The 16,274-nt window shown below is 55.3% G+C and carries 19 protein-coding genes; 11 read left to right on the top strand and 8 right to left on the bottom strand.

Annotated features, from left to right (window positions below; genetic code table 11):
- Nucleotides 1–101 precede the first annotated feature (101 nt).
- Entirely contained in the window at nt 102–602 is a 501-nt protein-coding gene (locus DS906_RS16425) for an FxsA family protein (RefSeq protein WP_113791173.1), read from the top strand.
- A 54-nt stretch (nt 603–656) separates the two neighbouring features.
- Nucleotides 657–1,154, top strand: coding sequence for a protein-export chaperone SecB (gene secB / locus DS906_RS16420; RefSeq protein ID WP_058275145.1), 498 nt, complete (start codon nt 657–659; stop codon nt 1,152–1,154).
- A gap of 27 nt (nt 1,155–1,181) precedes the next feature.
- Here secB and dnaQ read toward each other — a convergent pair whose 3' ends face one another.
- The 4 genes from dnaQ to DS906_RS16400 are packed head-to-tail and all read right to left on the bottom strand — an operon-like array spanning nt 1,182 to nt 3,916.
- Nucleotides 1,182–1,904: a DNA polymerase III subunit epsilon gene (dnaQ, locus tag DS906_RS16415; protein WP_113791172.1), complete on the bottom strand. Its 723-nt coding sequence runs from the start codon at nt 1,902–1,904 to the stop codon at nt 1,182–1,184.
- On the bottom strand, nt 1,897–2,490 hold the full coding sequence (gene coaE, locus DS906_RS16410; RefSeq protein ID WP_113791171.1) for a dephospho-CoA kinase: 594 nt from the start codon (nt 2,488–2,490) through the stop codon (nt 1,897–1,899). The genes dnaQ and coaE overlap by 8 nt, the downstream gene beginning before the upstream one ends.
- Nucleotides 2,487–3,320, bottom strand: a complete 834-nt coding sequence (locus DS906_RS16405; RefSeq protein ID WP_113791170.1) for a shikimate dehydrogenase — start codon at nt 3,318–3,320, stop codon at nt 2,487–2,489. Before DS906_RS16405 ends, coaE begins: the two co-directional genes overlap by 4 nt.
- Nucleotides 3,317–3,916, bottom strand: a complete 600-nt coding sequence (locus DS906_RS16400; protein ID WP_113791169.1) for a nucleoside triphosphate pyrophosphatase — start codon at nt 3,914–3,916, stop codon at nt 3,317–3,319. Before DS906_RS16400 ends, DS906_RS16405 begins: the two co-directional genes overlap by 4 nt.
- Before the next feature lie 403 nt (nt 3,917–4,319).
- Between DS906_RS16400 and DS906_RS16395 the strand changes: the two genes are divergently transcribed.
- The 7 genes from DS906_RS16395 to DS906_RS16365 all read left to right on the top strand — a co-directional run bounded on the left by DS906_RS16395 (nt 4,320) and on the right by DS906_RS16365 (nt 11,685).
- Nucleotides 4,320–4,769 (top strand): CopD family protein, encoded by a 450-nt coding sequence (locus tag DS906_RS16395; protein WP_113791168.1) that lies wholly within the window; start codon nt 4,320–4,322, stop codon nt 4,767–4,769.
- A 122-nt stretch (nt 4,770–4,891) separates the two neighbouring features.
- A complete protein-coding gene (gene rho, locus DS906_RS16390; protein WP_113791245.1) occupies nt 4,892–6,163 on the top strand; it encodes a transcription termination factor Rho in 1,272 nt (423 codons plus the stop codon).
- A gap of 30 nt (nt 6,164–6,193) precedes the next feature.
- On the top strand, nt 6,194–7,480 hold the full coding sequence (gene mnmE / locus DS906_RS16385; protein ID WP_113791167.1) for a tRNA uridine-5-carboxymethylaminomethyl(34) synthesis GTPase MnmE: 1,287 nt from the start codon (nt 6,194–6,196) through the stop codon (nt 7,478–7,480).
- 12 nt (nt 7,481–7,492) lie between these two features.
- Nucleotides 7,493–9,361, top strand: a complete 1,869-nt coding sequence (gene mnmG / locus DS906_RS16380) for a tRNA uridine-5-carboxymethylaminomethyl(34) synthesis enzyme MnmG (RefSeq protein ID WP_113791244.1) — start codon at nt 7,493–7,495, stop codon at nt 9,359–9,361.
- On the top strand, nt 9,358–9,972 hold the full coding sequence (rsmG, locus tag DS906_RS16375; RefSeq protein ID WP_113791166.1) for a 16S rRNA (guanine(527)-N(7))-methyltransferase RsmG: 615 nt from the start codon (nt 9,358–9,360) through the stop codon (nt 9,970–9,972). The genes mnmG and rsmG overlap by 4 nt, the downstream gene beginning before the upstream one ends.
- Nucleotides 9,965–10,768, top strand: a complete 804-nt coding sequence (locus DS906_RS16370; RefSeq protein WP_113791165.1) for a ParA family protein — start codon at nt 9,965–9,967, stop codon at nt 10,766–10,768. The genes rsmG and DS906_RS16370 overlap by 8 nt, the downstream gene beginning before the upstream one ends.
- Nucleotides 10,769–10,788: 20 nt before the next feature.
- Nucleotides 10,789–11,685, top strand: coding sequence for a ParB/RepB/Spo0J family partition protein (locus DS906_RS16365; RefSeq protein ID WP_113791164.1), 897 nt, complete (start codon nt 10,789–10,791; stop codon nt 11,683–11,685).
- On the opposite strand, the gene DS906_RS16360 is transcribed toward DS906_RS16365, so the two are convergent.
- The 4 genes from DS906_RS16360 to rph are packed head-to-tail and all read right to left on the bottom strand — an operon-like array spanning nt 11,675 to nt 14,500.
- Complete coding sequence (locus DS906_RS16360; RefSeq protein WP_113791163.1) at nt 11,675–12,028, bottom strand: YbaN family protein; 354 nt, start codon at nt 12,026–12,028, stop codon at nt 11,675–11,677. The two genes, DS906_RS16365 and DS906_RS16360, sit on opposite strands and share 11 nt — an antisense overlap.
- A gap of 3 nt (nt 12,029–12,031) precedes the next feature.
- The gene (hemW, locus tag DS906_RS16355; protein WP_113791162.1) at nt 12,032–13,183 is read right to left on the bottom strand and encodes a radical SAM family heme chaperone HemW; all 1,152 of its coding nucleotides are present in this window, start codon (nt 13,181–13,183) and stop codon (nt 12,032–12,034) included.
- Entirely contained in the window at nt 13,176–13,790 is a 615-nt protein-coding gene (gene rdgB / locus DS906_RS16350) for an RdgB/HAM1 family non-canonical purine NTP pyrophosphatase (protein ID WP_113791161.1), read from the bottom strand. The genes hemW and rdgB overlap by 8 nt, the downstream gene beginning before the upstream one ends.
- A complete protein-coding gene (gene rph / locus DS906_RS16345) occupies nt 13,787–14,500 on the bottom strand; it encodes a ribonuclease PH (RefSeq protein WP_058279370.1) in 714 nt (237 codons plus the stop codon). The genes rdgB and rph overlap by 4 nt, the downstream gene beginning before the upstream one ends.
- A 112-nt stretch (nt 14,501–14,612) precedes the next feature.
- Here rph and hrcA point away from each other — a divergent pair, with 112 nt between their 5' ends.
- Nucleotides 14,613–15,677, top strand: a complete 1,065-nt coding sequence (hrcA, locus tag DS906_RS16340) for a heat-inducible transcriptional repressor HrcA (RefSeq protein WP_113791160.1) — start codon at nt 14,613–14,615, stop codon at nt 15,675–15,677.
- Between the two features lie 10 nt (nt 15,678–15,687).
- Nucleotides 15,688–16,251, top strand: coding sequence for a nucleotide exchange factor GrpE (locus tag DS906_RS16335; RefSeq protein ID WP_113791159.1), 564 nt, complete (start codon nt 15,688–15,690; stop codon nt 16,249–16,251).
- The last annotated feature ends 23 nt before the right edge of the window (nt 16,252–16,274 follow it).

Below are 16,274 nucleotides of genomic sequence, written 5' to 3'. Positions count from 1 at the left end.
CTCTTTTCAGACCGCGACTTTGTATACGCGGCCTCATGCCACTATGTAGGTGACAGATCGTGGCAAGTCCACAGCCCGGCCTAAGGGAAAGGATAACGCAGATGTACTTGTTCTTGGCATTTTTGTTGGTGCCCATCATCGAGATCGCCCTGTTCATACAGGTCGGCGGCCTGATCGGACTGTGGCCGACGCTGGCGATTGTAGTCCTGACAGCCGTAATCGGCACCATCATGGTCAGGACACAAGGTCGCATGGCACTGGTCAATTTGCAGCGATCCTTTTCTGAACTTGATGATCCGACGGAGCCATTGGCCCATGGTGCCATGATCCTGCTGTCTGGTGTTTTGCTGCTGACGCCGGGGTTTTTTACCGATGCCGTTGGCTTTGCACTGCTTGTTCCGGGTATTCGGGTGGCCGTATTCAAATACCTGAAATCCAAGGCGACCATCACGCATTTCCAGATGGGCACCGGCGCGCAGTTCCGCACTGGTCCCACCCCGTCTGATCAGGATGACGTGATCGACGGAGATTTTACCGAAGTTCGCTCGCGTCAGAACCCCTCAAAGCCATCCAAATGGGTCGAAGGTCCACCCCAGCATTGAGGTGCCGCGCCCAACTTGCTAAGCAGTGGCAAATTTCATTTTCGGAGTAGATCCATGGCTGACGAAAGCCCTGCAGAAAACACCGCGGCACAGACCGCCCCTCAGATCCAGATGCGCGTTCTGGGTCAATTCATTCGCGATATGTCTTTTGAAAACGTGATGGCGCAAAAAGGCGTGTCTGGCGACGTTCAGCCCGAGATTGCCGTTCAGGTGAACCTGGACGCCAAAAAGCGCCCGACCGAGCATCAGTACGAAGTTGCCGTCAAACTGAACCTGACTTCCAAAGCCAAAGGCATGGAAGACGTTCTGTTTCTGTGCGAGCTGGATTATTGCGGTCTGTTCCACATCGAAGGCGTGGCAGAAGACCAGTTGCACCCGTTCCTGATGATCGAATGCCCGCGCATGCTGTTCCCGTTCCTGCGCCGCATTGTCAGCGACATCACCCGTGACGGTGGTTTCCCACCGGTCAACCTGGACAATATCGACTTTGTTGCGCTGTACCGCAACGAGCTGATGCGCCGTCAGGCCGAAACCGAAAAAACCGAAGCCTAATCGGTACGGCCCGCGCCGGGCAGGGGCTCAGGCGCGGGTCCACAGGGCGTTTTCGCCCAGCTTCTCAACAAATGTCTCATGTGCCGCGCGTTCTTCCGCGGTGATTTTCGACGCCAGCGGCGTCGGGCGCGCTGTTGGCCGCCAATCGTCCCCTCCGCCACCGGCAGATGCCGCGCTGGTAGACAGGCCAAAGTCCGGCTGTCGCCCGCCAATCAGTTCCAGATAAACCTCGGCCAGAATTTCCGAGTCGAGCAGCGCCCCGTGCAACACGCGGTTCGTATTGTCGATGTTGAAACGTCGACACAACGCATCCAATGACGCGGGCGAGCCCGGAAACCGTTTGCGCGCAATCGCCAATGTGTCCAGCGCCTGATCCATCGGCAGCTGCGGCAACCCCATCCATCTGAGTTCCGCATTCAGGAACTTCATATCAAATGATGCGTTGTGGATTACCAGTTTGGAATCCCGAATGAAATCAAGGAAGCCCTGACCAACCTTGGCAAAAACCGGCTTGTCTTTCAGCGTGACCTCGCCCTTTTCCGGGGGGCGCGGAGTGTCCAGCAGGTCGGGACCGATACCGTGCACGCCAAATGCCTCTTCGGGCATCGAACGCTCGGGGTTGATGTAAACGTGATACGTCTCACCCGTGGCCATATGGTTCCACAGTTCGACCGCACCGATTTCCACGATCCGGTCGCCGCTTTCAGGATCAAACCCCGTGGTTTCCGTATCGAGTACAATCTCACGCATTAGCCATCCCCGCCCGTATCTGTCTGACCACATCCTGCACCTGTGCGCGGGCGTGGTCCAGTGTGTCCGTCACGATCACAAAGTCCGACCGCGCGCATTTTTCGTCATTGGGCATCTGCTTGGCGCGTATTTGTTCGAACTGCGCCTCAGTCATCGTTCCGCGCTCCATCACACGTCGCTTTTGCGCGTCCGCCGGGACCTGAACACAAGCAACCGCATCCATCGCAGCATTGCCGCCTGTTTCAAACAACAAAGGGATGTCGAAAACCAGAATGTCCGCCGTGGCGCTCTCTCGAAAATCGTCCCGGTCGGCGGCCACCAATGGGTGCACGATGCTTTCGATCACTTTCAATGCCGCCGGATCCAAGGATATGGCTTGTTTCAAGGCATCCCGACTGACCGCGCCATCAACAATTGCCTCAGGAAACACAGCACGCATCGGTTCTACCGCAGCGCCGCCCGCTGAATACAGCCGATGCACAGCCGCATCCGCATCCCACAGCGCACAGCCTTCATCCACGAACATCTGCGCCGTAGTGCTTTTGCCCATTCCGATCGAGCCAGTCAGGCCAAGAGCAAAGCTCATCCCAGCACCGTAGCGCGCAACTCATCCGTTACCTCGGGCCGTTTGCCAAACCAACGTTCAAAGCCCGGAACCGCCTGATGCAGCAACATGCCCAGACCATCGACTGTTGTGCATCCAGCCTCTTCGGCCGCTTGCAGAAGCTTGGTTTTCAGGGGGGCGTAGACAAGGTCGGTAACCACAGCGCCCGGCTGCAACCCATCCAACGGCACCCGCAATTCGGGCTGTCCCTGCATACCCAGCGATGTGGTGTTCACCACCAGTTCCGCATTCTCGATCACATTGCCGGCCTTGACCCAATCGACCACGGTTATGCGCGGCCCAAATTCCTCTTTCAATTGGTCGGCCCGGGCACGCGTGCGGTTGGTCAGCATAATCTCGGGCACTCCGGCATCTAACAGGGCCTGCAAAACGGCGCGCGCAGCACCGCCCGCGCCGAAAACCACGGCTGGCCCGTCCTGTGGGTTCCAGTCGGGCGCCCCTGTAAGCAGGTTTTCCATAAACCCATAGCCGTCGGTATTATCTGCGTGGATCGAGCCATCAGGCTGGAAGACAAGTGTATTCGCCGCACCAATCTTTGCCGCCCGATCTGACACGTGATCCGCAATCTGCAAGGCGGCTTCTTTATGGGGGACGGTTACATTTGCGCCGACATACCCGGCTTTGGGCAGGGTCCGCAGAACACTTTCCAAATCCTCGGGTGCGACGTCCATAGGGATATAGTGCCCGGCCAGCCCATAGGTCTTTAGCCAATATCCATGCAGTTTAGGGGATTTTGAATGTCCAATCGGATGCCCAATTACACCGGCCAAAGGAATTTGGTTATCCGTCATTGATCAATCATCCCTTTCACAGCCAGAAAATTCAGCAACTCCAACAGGGGCATACCCAAAACATTAAAATAGTCGCCGTCAATGGTCGCAAAAAGGCGCACACCTTCTTCCTCAAGCTTATAGGCCCCAACCGCATGGCGAATACTGTCCCAGTTGCGGTCTATGTAGTCGCGTAGATAGGCATCCGAACTCATCCGCATGCGCAGACGCACTTGACCAACATGGCGCCAGATCGGCTCTCCATTCTGATAGATCACGGCCGCAGACAACAGCATATGTCGCTTGCCCCGCATTGCCTTCAACTGCGCCAGCGCGTCTTGGGGCGTTTCTGGTTTCGACAAAAGCTGGTCATCGAAGTCCAGCACCTGATCACAGCCCAGAACCATCGCGCCTGGGTTCTTGTCGCTAACCTTGCGGGCCTTCATTTCGGCCAAAGTGCCTGCGATATCCCGAGGGGGGGCATCTTCGGCCAACAAGGCGCGTTTGGCAGTATCCTCGTCCACGCGCGCGGTTTCCACCGTGAACGGCACGCCCGCATTGCGCAAAAGCTGCGCGCGGATAGATGACCCCGAGGCAAGGATGATGGGGACAGACATGTGGAAAACCCCTGAGCAAATCGTTGAGCGTTCTAGGATGGTTTGTATGGTTTTCCGGTTGACACGCAACCCCGGGAATTTCGCCTGAAACTTCCATGAGTCGTTCGAAGACCGTCCTTTTGGGACAAGGATAACTTTACTGCGCGGGAAAACTGGGATTTCCGGTCTTACTCAACGAGTTTTCCCCAGCCAAGCTTGAATGAAGTCGAACTAATATATTGAAATTAAAACATAAAAACTGAAATCAACAGAATCACCCAATCACGGCGCAATTCTATCCACCTGGGGAAAACACTTGCGTAAAAAAGTAATCCACGGAATTTGCTCACCCTACAAAACCATCATCCTTTTTCTTTTCCTATTTTTTTATTAGGGAGGGTTCCAACCAACGTCCGGAGCCAGAATGACCGATCTTCTTTTCACGATTTACCCGTGGGTGAAGTCATTGCACATCATGGCTGTGATCTCATGGATGGCAGGTTTGTTCTATTTGCCCAGACTGTACGTCTATCACGTCGAGAAAGCCCAAAAGGTCGAAGGCGCAGAAACCATCTTCTTTGAGATGGAAGAGAAGCTGCTGCGTGTGATCATGCGCCCTGCGATGTATGTGGCGTGGCTCTGCGGGCTGATCATGGTGTTCACGCCCGGCATTGTCGGGTGGGATTGGTCCTGGCCCTGGATCAAGGGTGCTGCCGTGATTGGTATGACCTGGTTCCATCATTGGCTGATGGCTCGGCGCAAGGATTTCCTGGAAGGCCGAAATAAGCTCACTGGGCGGCAGTTTCGCATGATGAACGAGGTTCCGACCGTTCTGATGGTTGTCATCGTCCTGGCGGTCGTTGTGAAGTTCTGAGGGCCTGTTTGACTCCGACGATCCGCGCGCTTATGTAGGGATTAACACGCCCGTCCGGGCGGCGTATCTTCCGTACTGAAATTCCACTTCGTGCCGCAATGTCAGCGGCGAAGGTATATATCATGTCCACTGAATCCCTGAATCTGGCCGACCTGAAGGCCAAAAGCCCCAAAGACCTTCTGGCGATGGCCGAAGAGTTGGAGATCGAAAACGCCTCGACCATGCGAAAAGGCGAGATGATGTTCCAGATTCTGCGCGAACGCGCGGATGAAGGCTGGACCGTTGGCGGCGACGGCGTGCTGGAAGTGCTGCAAGACGGCTTCGGCTTTCTGCGCTCGCCCGAGGCGAACTATTTACCAGGTCCGGATGATATCTATGTCTCACCCGACATGATCCGACAGCATTCCTTGCGCACCGGCGATACGGTCGAAGGGGATATCAAAGCGCCTGATGACAATGAGCGTTACTTTGCGCTGATCAAGGTCACCAAGATCAACTTTGAAGAACCGGAAAAAGCCAGACACAAGATCGCGTTTGACAACCTGACGCCGCTCTATCCCGATGAACGCCTGAAGATGGAGATCGAGGATCCCACCATCAAGGACAAGTCGGCCCGTGTGATCGATCTGGTGGCCCCCATCGGTAAAGGCCAGCGATCGCTGATTGTGGCGCCGCCGCGGACCGGCAAAACGGTGATCCTGCAGAACATCGCGCATTCGATCGAACAGAACCACCCAGAGTGCTATCTGATCGTCCTGCTGATCGACGAACGCCCCGAAGAGGTGACCGATATGCAGCGTTCGGTGAAGGGTGAAGTTGTGTCTTCAACCTTCGACGAACCCGCAACGCGCCACGTGGCCGTGTCTGAGATGGTGATCGAAAAAGCCAAGCGTTTGGTCGAGCATAAACGAGATGTTGTTATTCTTCTCGATTCGATCACAAGACTTGGTAGGGCCTTCAACACTGTGGTGCCATCGTCCGGTAAAGTTCTGACCGGTGGTGTGGACGCAAATGCTCTGCAGCGTCCCAAGCGGTTCTTTGGTGCCGCGCGGAATATCGAAGAAGGCGGGTCGCTGACCATCATTGCCACCGCGCTGATCGACACCGGCAGTCGGATGGACGAAGTTATCTTCGAAGAATTCAAAGGAACCGGTAACTCGGAAATCGTTTTGGATCGCAAGATCGCAGATAAGCGCGTGTTCCCGGCCATCGACATCCTCAAGTCCGGCACCCGGAAAGAGGAACTTTTGGTCGATAAGGGAGATCTGGCTAAGACATTCGTCTTGCGTCGTATCCTCAACCCGATGGGCACGACCGACGCGGTCGAGTTCCTGTTGTCCAAGTTGAAACAGACCAAGACGAACGGTGAGTTCTTCGATTCGATGAACACCTGACACCGGTCTTAAGCGACGCGAGGCCTTCGAATGGATACGATATTCGCCTTGGCCAGCGCGCAGGGCAAAGCCGGGGTGGCGGTCATCCGCCTCTCGGGACCGCACTCGCATTCCGCAGCTGCCAGCTTAACCGGAAGCCCGCTGCCGCCTCGTGGCATGCGGGTCCAGTCGCTGTACGCCGCCGATGGCGCACGGTTAGATGACGGGCTGATTCTGACCTTTCAAGCCCCGGCCAGTTTTACCGGCGAAGACGTGGCTGAACTGCAGATTCATGGCAGCACCGCTTCGGTGAACGCAGTGATGCGGTGTCTGTCCGATATGGACGGGCTACGACTGGCCGAACCCGGAGAGTTCACACGCAGGGCGCTGGAAAACGGTAAGATGGACCTGACACAGGTCGAAGGTCTTGCTGATCTGATTGATGCGGAAACTGAGGCGCAGCGCAAACAAGCACAGACTATTCTGGCTGGTGATTTGGGTGTTTTGGCGGAACGGTGGCGACGCGATCTGATCCGCGCTGCATCCTTGCTGGAAGCTGTCATTGATTTCGCGGATGAGGACGTCCCAACAGACGTTACACCCGAGGTTAAATCCCTTGTGACGGGCGTAATGGCTGATCTGCAACGTGAAGCAGATGGCGTAAAGATAGCAGAGCGCATTCGAACAGGGTTTGAAGTTGCGATTGTTGGTCTTCCGAATGCCGGAAAATCAACCTTGCTAAATGCTCTGGCAGGGCGAGAGGCGGCGATTACTTCGGAATATGCTGGAACTACTCGCGATGTGATCGAGGTTCGAATGGACCTTGCAGGACTTCCGGTCACGCTGCTGGACACCGCAGGATTGCGGGAAACCGAGGATCACGTAGAAAGCTTGGGAATTGAACTGGCAAGAAAGCGGGCGGATTCAGCTGATCTGCGTGTGTTCCTGACAGATGACCCGAAGGACCTGGGTGTTCAGATGATGAATGGCGATATACAGGTTTTGCCGAAATCTGATCTTCGAGATCAATCCGAAGGTGGAATATCCGGAAAAACCGGGCAGGGTATAGATCAACTCATTACCCAGATTTCGGATGTACTTAGTACCCGAACTACAAGCAGTGGTATTGCGACGCGGGAAAGGCACCGGGTTGCTTTGATCAAATCGCGGGAATCCCTGAGTTCTGCGATGGCGGTTCTGGAATCGGGTCCAGACCTGTATGATATCGCAGCAGAAGAATTACGCACGGCAATCCGTGCCCTAGAAACCTTGGTTGGCAGAATCGGTGTTGAAGACCTTTTGGATGAGATCTTCTCGAGTTTTTGTCTGGGTAAGTAAGGAGTGTTTCACGTGAAACATTCAGATTTCGACGTGATTGTAATTGGCGCAGGCCATGCGGGTACAGAAGCAGCTCATGCGGCAGCGCGCATGGGCGTCAAGACGGCACTGGTCACATTATCCGCATCAGATATAGGCGTCATGTCCTGTAACCCGGCAATTGGTGGGCTGGGTAAAGGCCATTTGGTCCGTGAAATTGATGCCCTGGACGGGGTCATGGGGCGTGTTGCCGATCAGGCCGGCATTCAATTCCGCTTGCTTAATCGACGTAAAGGACCAGCTGTTCAAGGCCCCAGAACGCAAGCAGATCGTGCGCTGTACCGAGCGGCCATGCAGAAAGAGACGGAAAAACAGCCAAATCTGTTCGTCGTTACCGGGGAAGTTGTCGATTTTCTGATGACTGAGAATCAGGTTAACGGCGTAAAACTGGCCGACGGTTCAGAAATCAAGGCTAAAACCGTTATCTTGACGTCCGGAACCTTCTTGCGCGGTGTCATTCATATTGGGGATGTATCTCGGCCCGGCGGCCGTATGGGTGATCGCCCGTCAGTCAAATTGGCAGAACGGCTCGACAGTTTCGAGCTACCCCTGGGGCGTTTGAAAACAGGAACACCGCCAAGGCTGGATGGCCGGACGATTGATTGGAGTGATCTGGAACAGCAAGACGGGGATGATGACCCGACCTTGTTTTCATTCCTGTCAACAAAGGTGATTGCCCCACAGATTTCCTGCGGAATCACGCATACAAACGCGCGGACGCACGAAATCATTGAAAAAAACTTGTCACGATCGGCGATGTATGGCGGACATATTGATGGGGTGGGCCCAAGGTATTGCCCATCCATCGAGGATAAGATCGTACGTTTTGCCGATAAGGAATCACATCAGATTTTCCTGGAACCGGAAGGCGTCGATGATCACACAATCTATCCGAATGGAATTTCGACCTCTTTGCCTCAGGACGTACAGCTTGAGTATGTGCGGTCAATCAAAGGCCTTGAGGCGGCAGAGATCCTGCAACCTGGTTATGCGATTGAGTATGACTATGTGGATCCGCGTGTTTTGACATCGACTCTCTCGCTACCAGATGTCGAAGGACTATATCTAGCGGGGCAAATAAACGGAACCACAGGATATGAGGAAGCAGCTGCGCAAGGTTTGGTCGCGGGGTTGAATGCGGCGTTGAAGGTGCTTGGCCGGGATCCGCTGCATTTTACACGTGCTGACAGCTATATCGGAGTGATGATCGACGACCTGACAACACGCGGTGTTGTGGAACCTTATCGCATGTTCACGTCACGCGCAGAATTCCGTTTGTCACTACGTGCGGACAACGCAGATCAGCGCCTTACGCCAATTGGGTTGGGTATCGGCTGTGTTGGCAGTGGGCGGAGCGGCGTGTTTACCAGTAAGATGGAGAAGCTGTCCGCCGCAAAGTCCCAGCTTACAGAAAAAACCTTTACTCCAAAAGAGGTTCGGGCAGCCGGTATCAACGTCAATCAAGATGGAAACCGCAGGGACGGGATGGCCATTCTGGCGTTCCCGGATGTTCACTTTGGTGATCTTATTCCCCTGATGCCCGAGATTGAGAGTGTTGAGGAGGAGATCCGTCTGCAAGTAGAGCGGGACGCTTTGTACGCAAACTACATTGCCCGGCAACAAAAAGATGTTGAGGCGATGAAGCGCGATGAATCTTATGAGATTCCACGGGGTTTCGATTATCTTGCGATGGAAGGGCTGTCTTCCGAGATGAAGCAGAAGCTTTCAAATGCAAAGCCGGAGAACATTGCACAGGCGGGACGCGTTGAAGGGGTTACTCCCGCGGCGCTTACGCTGTTGTTGGCTAAGCTTCGTCGCGATCAGAAGGTCCGTAGGGTATGAATGGGGCCATTATTGATGAATTGGATGTTTCACGTGAAACATTCGAGCGCCTCACAACGTATGTGGAGCTTGTGAAGCGGTGGAACCCAAAAATCAATCTTGTTTCACGGAAAAGCTTGGATGACATCTGGATTCGACACATAAAAGATTCCGTACAAGTTTATAGATGCGCAGGCCCATTTGAAAACTGGGTAGATTTAGGTAGCGGAGGCGGATTCCCCGGGATGGTTTGTGCCTTAATGGCCATTGAAGACACACCAGATGCCCAGTTCACCTTTATTGAAAGTGACCAACGAAAGTCCGCCTTTCTGCGCAACGTTGCACGTGAGTGCGGCGCAAAATGCACGGTTATTTCCAAGCGAATCGAAGTGGTTGAACCATTGAACGCAGATATCCTTTCTGCGCGGGCTCTTGCTGATCTTCCTAGGCTATTGTCCTTTTGCGACAGACATTTGAGCAAAAAGGGGCTGGCGCTGTTGCCGAAAGGCGAAAGGTGGAAAAAAGAGCTGGAAGAGGCGCAGGAAGAATGGAATTTCGACGTTGACCCGATTACAAGTTTAACTGAGCCTCAGGCCGTTATCCTCAAAATCAAAGGAGTATCACGTGGTTGATTTGTCTCGTCCCTCAGGGCCCCGGATTATTGCGGTAGCCAATCAGAAGGGCGGGGTCGGGAAAACCACAACGGCGATCAACCTTGCGGCCGGTCTGGTCGAGGCTGGATGTAAAGTGCTGGTTGTCGATCTTGATCCGCAGGGGAACGCGTCCACCGGATTGGGGGTCGAAGATCGGGATTGGACGACGTATGACCTGATATTGGATGATGCCCCTTTGGAGGCGGTTGTTCAGGAAACCGAAATCGAGGGTTTGTTTGTCGTCCCGGCGACGGTTGATCTAAGCTCGGCGGATATTGAGCTGATATCCAATGAAAAACGCAGCTATCTGCTGCACGACGCGCTGCGTCAAACTGCAATCGACAAGTTTGACCTGGATTTCGTGCTGATTGACTGTCCGCCTTCGCTAAACCTTCTGACCGTCAACGCTATGGTCGCTGCACATTCTGTCCTGGTGCCGTTGCAGAGTGAGTTCTTTGCGTTGGAAGGATTGTCGCAACTGATGCTGACCATCCGAGAGGTGCGCCAAACCGCGAATCCGGACCTCAGAATCGAAGGTGTTGTGTTGACCATGTATGACAACCGCAACAACTTGTCCCGCCAGGTCGAAAAAGACGCGCGTGACAATCTGGGTGAGATGGTATTTAAAACCAAGATACCCAGAAATGTGCGGGTCAGCGAGGCTCCGTCTTACGCGCTGCCCGTATTGCAATACGACTCGGGATCACTGGGAGCGATGGCTTACCGGCATCTGGCCCGGGAAGTCATGCACAAGAACAAGAAAGTCGCCGCCTAAGCGACAGTGAGGAGGGCACCGTGGCCGCCAAGAAAACAAAACCCAGAGGTTTGGGCCGGGGACTTTCCGCTTTGATGGCGGATGTGACGCAGGATACCGAAGGGCTTATTTCCTCGGACCCGCGCCGTCCGGATATGAAAGTTCCGATTGAAAAGCTGCGCGCAAACCCGAACCAGCCACGCAGAACCTTTCAGCCAGAGCGGTTGGATGAACTTGCGGCCTCGGTCAAGGAAAAGGGCATCATTCAACCGCTGATCGTGCGTGAGGTTCGCGGCGGCGACTATGAAATCGTGGCAGGCGAACGCCGCTGGCGTGCGGCTCAGATGGCGCAGCTGCATGATATCCCGGTTATCGTGCGGGATTTTGACGACACCGAAGTTCTGGAAGTCGCCATTATCGAGAATATTCAACGCGCAGACCTGAATGCTGTCGAAGAGGCCGCGGGTTACAAGCAGTTGATGGACCGTTTTGGCCATACACAGGAAAAACTGGCCGAAGCTTTGGGCAAAAGCCGCAGCCATATTGCGAACCTTTTGCGTTTGCTGTCGTTGCCGATGGACGTTCAGAAACTTGTTGTTGAAGGAAAACTGTCTGCCGGTCATGCCCGTGCTCTGATTACAGCTGAAGACCCTTCTGAGCTGGCGAAGATCGTCGTCAAGGACGGGCTGAGCGTGCGTGCGACCGAAGCGCTGGTGAAAAAACAACAGCAAGGGGATGCTCCTCAGGCTGTGCCGCGCTCCAGAAACCTGAATGCTGGCAAGGATGCGGATACGCGCGCGCTGGAGAAGGATCTTTCGGCCATTCTGGCGATGAAAGTGGCCATCAACCACAAAGCGGAATCAGAAACGGGGCAGGTCGTGCTGACCTATGAAAACCTCGATCAATTGGACGATCTGTGCGCCAAGCTCAGCCGTTAGGGCGGGTCCAGATAAAAATCATCACGCAGCTGAGGACAACTGCCTGAATGATCAGGACGTGGCTTGGAAGCGCAAGAATGACAGACAATCCAAAAACGGCGGCAACCGATATGGTGGCCGCCTTTTTTGCGGCCGGGCGAATGGCGCCCGAGCGTTGCCAATCCAAGATCATCGGCCCGAAGGTTCCATGACTGACCAGCCAAGTGTGAAGTCGGGAAGAAGATCGGGCAAAAAAGAATGCGGCCAGCAATAGAAACGGGACCGTTGGCAGAAGCGGCAACACAATGCCGACAACAGCCAACCCGACGCAGATCAATCCCATTGCGGCCCAGAGGTACTGCATCGTTTATCCCAATAGCTCTCGAATGACCGCATTTAGGACTGCGCGGCCATCCTTGGTGGCGATCAATCGGCCGTTTGACCGGTGTATCATACCCAGTTCTTCCAGGTCTCTTAGTTTGTTTTCTGGCAGCGTGAGATCGGAAAGCGCATTGAAACGATCAACATCTAGCCCTTCAGCAACTCTCATACCCATCATAAGGTATTCACTTGCCTGATCTTGCGTAGATAGCAATGATCTTTCTTTTTCGCCAATTCCTTTTTCAACAGCACTGAGCCAGGCGTTAGGCGACAGATAGGTTTCTATCGCTATCTTCTGGCCGTCCAGCGTAATACGCCCGTGCGCGCCGGGGCCGATACCGACGTAGTCTCCGTAACGCCAATAGATCAGATTGTGCCGGGATTCTGCCCCTGGACGGGCATGGTTGGAAATCTCATAGGCGGGCAGGCCGTGGGCTTCGCAGATCTCTTGTGTGGCCAGATACATGTCGGCGGCGTGGTCATCCTCGGGCAGTCCACGCAGCTTGCCGACGGCATATCGGTCCCCAAAGGCGGTGCCTTCCTCGATCGTCAGCTGATAGAGCGAGAGGTGATCGATGGCCATCGACAGCGCCTCAGTCAGTTCCGCTTTCCAAGCCTCCGGGGTTTGATGCTGGCGCGCGTAAATCATGTCAAAGCTGACGCGGTCAAAGCAGTTGCGGGCGACATTAAATGCGGCGCGGGCCTCGGAGACCGTGTGGTTACGACCCAACCGGCGCAGGTCTTCGTCATTCAGGGCTTGAACGCCCATGGAAACACGGTTCACGCCCGCATCGCGATAGGCGGCAAACCGGCCTGCCTCGACCGATCCGGGGTTGGCCTCAAGCGTGACTTCCATGTCATTTGCAGGGCGCCAAAGCTTGCGCGCCTCGTCGATAATGGCGGCCACCGTTTCTGGTGCCATAAGGGACGGCGTGCCGCCACCAAAGAAGATTGTGTTCAAAACCCGGTCAGGGGTTTCAGACGCCGAGCGGCGCAGTTCAGCCAGATACGATTTAAGCCATTGTTTTTGATCAATATTTTTTGAAACATGGCTGTTGAAATCGCAATAGGGGCACTTAGCTTCGCAAAAAGGCCAGTGCACATAGAGGCCGAAGCCTCCATGCCGCCAATCATCCACCGAAACAGCCTTGAACGAAGGCGTTTACGGCGCGTCCGCGATGGCTGATTTTGTGCTTTTCCGCCGGAATCATTTCCGCACAGGTCACATCGTGCCCGTCCGGCTGGAACATCGGGTCATAACCGAAGCCGTTTTCCCCACGGATGGGCCAGACAAGCTGACCGGGCATGGCGCCCTCAAACACTTCGTCATGACCATCGGGCCAGGCCAGAACCAGCGTGCAGCGAAATTGTGCAGTGCGGGGATAAGGCGCCTGCGCGGCCTCGAGCTCATCATGTGCGCGGGTCATCGCCATCAGAAAGTCGCGACCATTGCCGGTTTCTGCCCAATCGGCGGTATAGACGCCGGGCGCGCCGTCCAGAGCATCGATGGTGATCCCGGAATCGTCCGACAGGGCAGGCAGGCCGGTGGCTTGTGCCGCCGCATGGGCCTTGATCTGGGCGTTACCGACGAATGTATCTTCGGTTTCTTCCGGTTCCGGCAGGTTCATCTCTGCCGCGCCAACAACCGTCACGCCGAAGGCCTCAAGGAGATGGGTCATCTCCTCAAGTTTGCCTTTGTTATGCGTGGCCACCAGTAGCCTGTCGCCGTCGAACTTGCGGGTCATGCGGTGGCTGCCTTTTGGGCCGCAACCAGCTCACCCACGCCTTTTTCTGCCAGATCCATCAGCTGGTTCATTTGATCACGGCTGAAAACAGAGCCTTCGGCGCTCATCTGCACTTCGATCAGTTTGCCTGATCCGGTCATGATGAAGTTGCCATCCACACCGGCCTCGCTGTCTTCAGGATAGTCCAGATCCAGAACCGGCTGGCCCGCGTAGATGCCGCAGGATACGGCCGCGACGGGATCGACCAGCGGGTCGGAAATGACGTCCCCGGTTTTCATCAGCTTGTTCACGGCCAGACGCAGCGCGACCCAGCCACCGGTGATCGAGGCGCAGCGGGTGCCGCCATCAGCCTGGATAACATCGCAGTCCACGGTGATCTGACGCTCACCTAATGCAACCCGATCCACGCCTGCGCGCAGCGAGCGACCGATCAGGCGTTGAATTTCTACGGTGCGGCCGCCTTGCTTGCCACTGGCCGCCTCGCGCCGCATGCGGGTGTTTGTTGCGCGGGGCAACATACCGTATTCGGCAGTAACCCAACCCAGACCCGAGCCCTTGATGAACGGTGGCACGCGATCCTCAATCGTGGCGGTGCACAGGACATGGGTATCGCCTATTTTGATCAGGCAGGAACCTTCGGCATGTTTGGTAAACCCCGTTTCGATTGAAACGGCGCGCATTTCGCTTAAATCTCGTCCTGAGGGTCGCATGGAAAATCCTTTGTTTGCTGGGTTGGGGATAACGTCCCCGTGCCTTAGGATGCAACCCCGATTGACCTTTCAGATGTCTGCGATTTAATGCCAATCCAGCAGAGGATTGCCGATGAGCAAAGCAAGTAGAGTTCTGGACGAAATGAATGACCGGTCACGCGAAGTGTTCCGGTTGATCGTCGAGAGCTATCTGGACAGTGGTGAACCGGTCGGAAGTCGCTCGCTGACCCGCACATTGTCGGAAAAGGTCAGCGCCGCCACTGTCCGTAATGTGATGCAGGATCTCGAATTTTTAGGTCTGCTCGACAGCCCGCATGTCAGTGCAGGTCGGGTGCCCACGCAGATGGGTCTGCGGATGTTTGTCGATGGGCTGCTGGAAGTGGGTGATCTTGGTGTAGACGATCGGCAGAAACTGGATGAAACACTAGGCTCTAACGCGGGTGATGTGGGCGGAATGCTGGACCGAGTTGGTTCGGCCTTGTCACACGTGACACATGGCGCATCGCTGGTTCTGACCCCCAAGCAAGAGTCCGAGATCAAGCATATTGAGTTCGTCTCGCTGGCCCATGACCGCGCTTTGGTGGTTCTGGTCTTTGCGGACGGGCACGTGGAAAACCGTCTGTTTACGCCTCCGCCGGGCCAAACACCCAGTTCGATGCGAGAAGCCGCAAACTTTCTGAACTCCCTGATCGAAGGAAGAACGCTCAGCGAAGTACTGCGTCAGATGCAGACCCAGATTACCGCGCGCAGGCAGGAAATTGATGTTTTGGCGCGCGAGATGGTCGAAAGCGGTATGGCGGCCTGGGATGGGGATGGAGCCGACTCGGCACGTTTGATCGTGCGCGGGCGGGCGAATCTGCTGGGGGATCCCGGTGAAGCCGAGGAATTGGACCGAATCCGAACGTTGTTTGACGACCTGGAGCGTAAGCAAGACATTGCTGAATTCCTCGAATTGACCGAAGAAGGCGAGGGTGTGCGCATTTTTATCGGCTCTGAGAACAAACTTTTCTCACTTTCGGGTTCCTCTTTGGTGGTGTCTCCATATATGAACGCTGATCGAAAGATAATTGGTGCGGTTGGGGTCATCGGACCCACTCGTCTGAATTATGGGCGGATCGTGCCGATCGTGGATTATACGGCGCAACTGGTCGGGAAACTGATTTCCGACCGGAGCTAGAGGGTAAGAGATGGCAGAGCCCAAGAACGAAGAATTTCTGGACGATATTGCAGCCGCCGAGGCGGAAGAGCTGGCCGAGGAATTTGCTGAGATCAGTGAAGAAGCGCTGGAAATTGATGCGCTGCGTGCTGAGCGGGACGATTTCAAAGACAGGTTCATGCGCGCGCTTGCGGATGCGGAAAACGCGCGCAAGCGCGGTGACAGAGCGCGCCGCGATGCGGAACAATATGGCGGATCGAAACTGGCCCGCGACATGCTGCCGGTTTACGACAACATGAAACGTGCGCTTGAGGCCGCGACTGATGAGCAGAAGGAAGTGGCAGGACCCCTTCTGGAAGGCGTGGAACTGACCATGCGTGCGCTGAAGGACGTGTTCCAAAAGCATGGAATGGAAGTGATCACGCCCGAAGTTGGTGACCGGTTTGATCCCAACGTGCATGAAGCGATGTTCGAGGCCCCGGTGCCGGGTACCCGTGCAGGTGACATTATACAGGTGTCCGCAGAAGGCTTCATGTTGCATGATCGCCTGCTGCGGCCGGCGCAGGTTGGGGTGTCGTCGACTCCGGCGAGTTAATTGGCTTCGTTGAAGCCAAGCCT

Origin of the sequence: Ruegeria sp. A3M17, assembly GCF_003318255.1 — a bacterium.
Lineage (GTDB): Bacteria > Pseudomonadota > Alphaproteobacteria > Rhodobacterales > Rhodobacteraceae > Ruegeria.
This window is presented reverse-complemented; position numbering and strand designations above follow the sequence as displayed.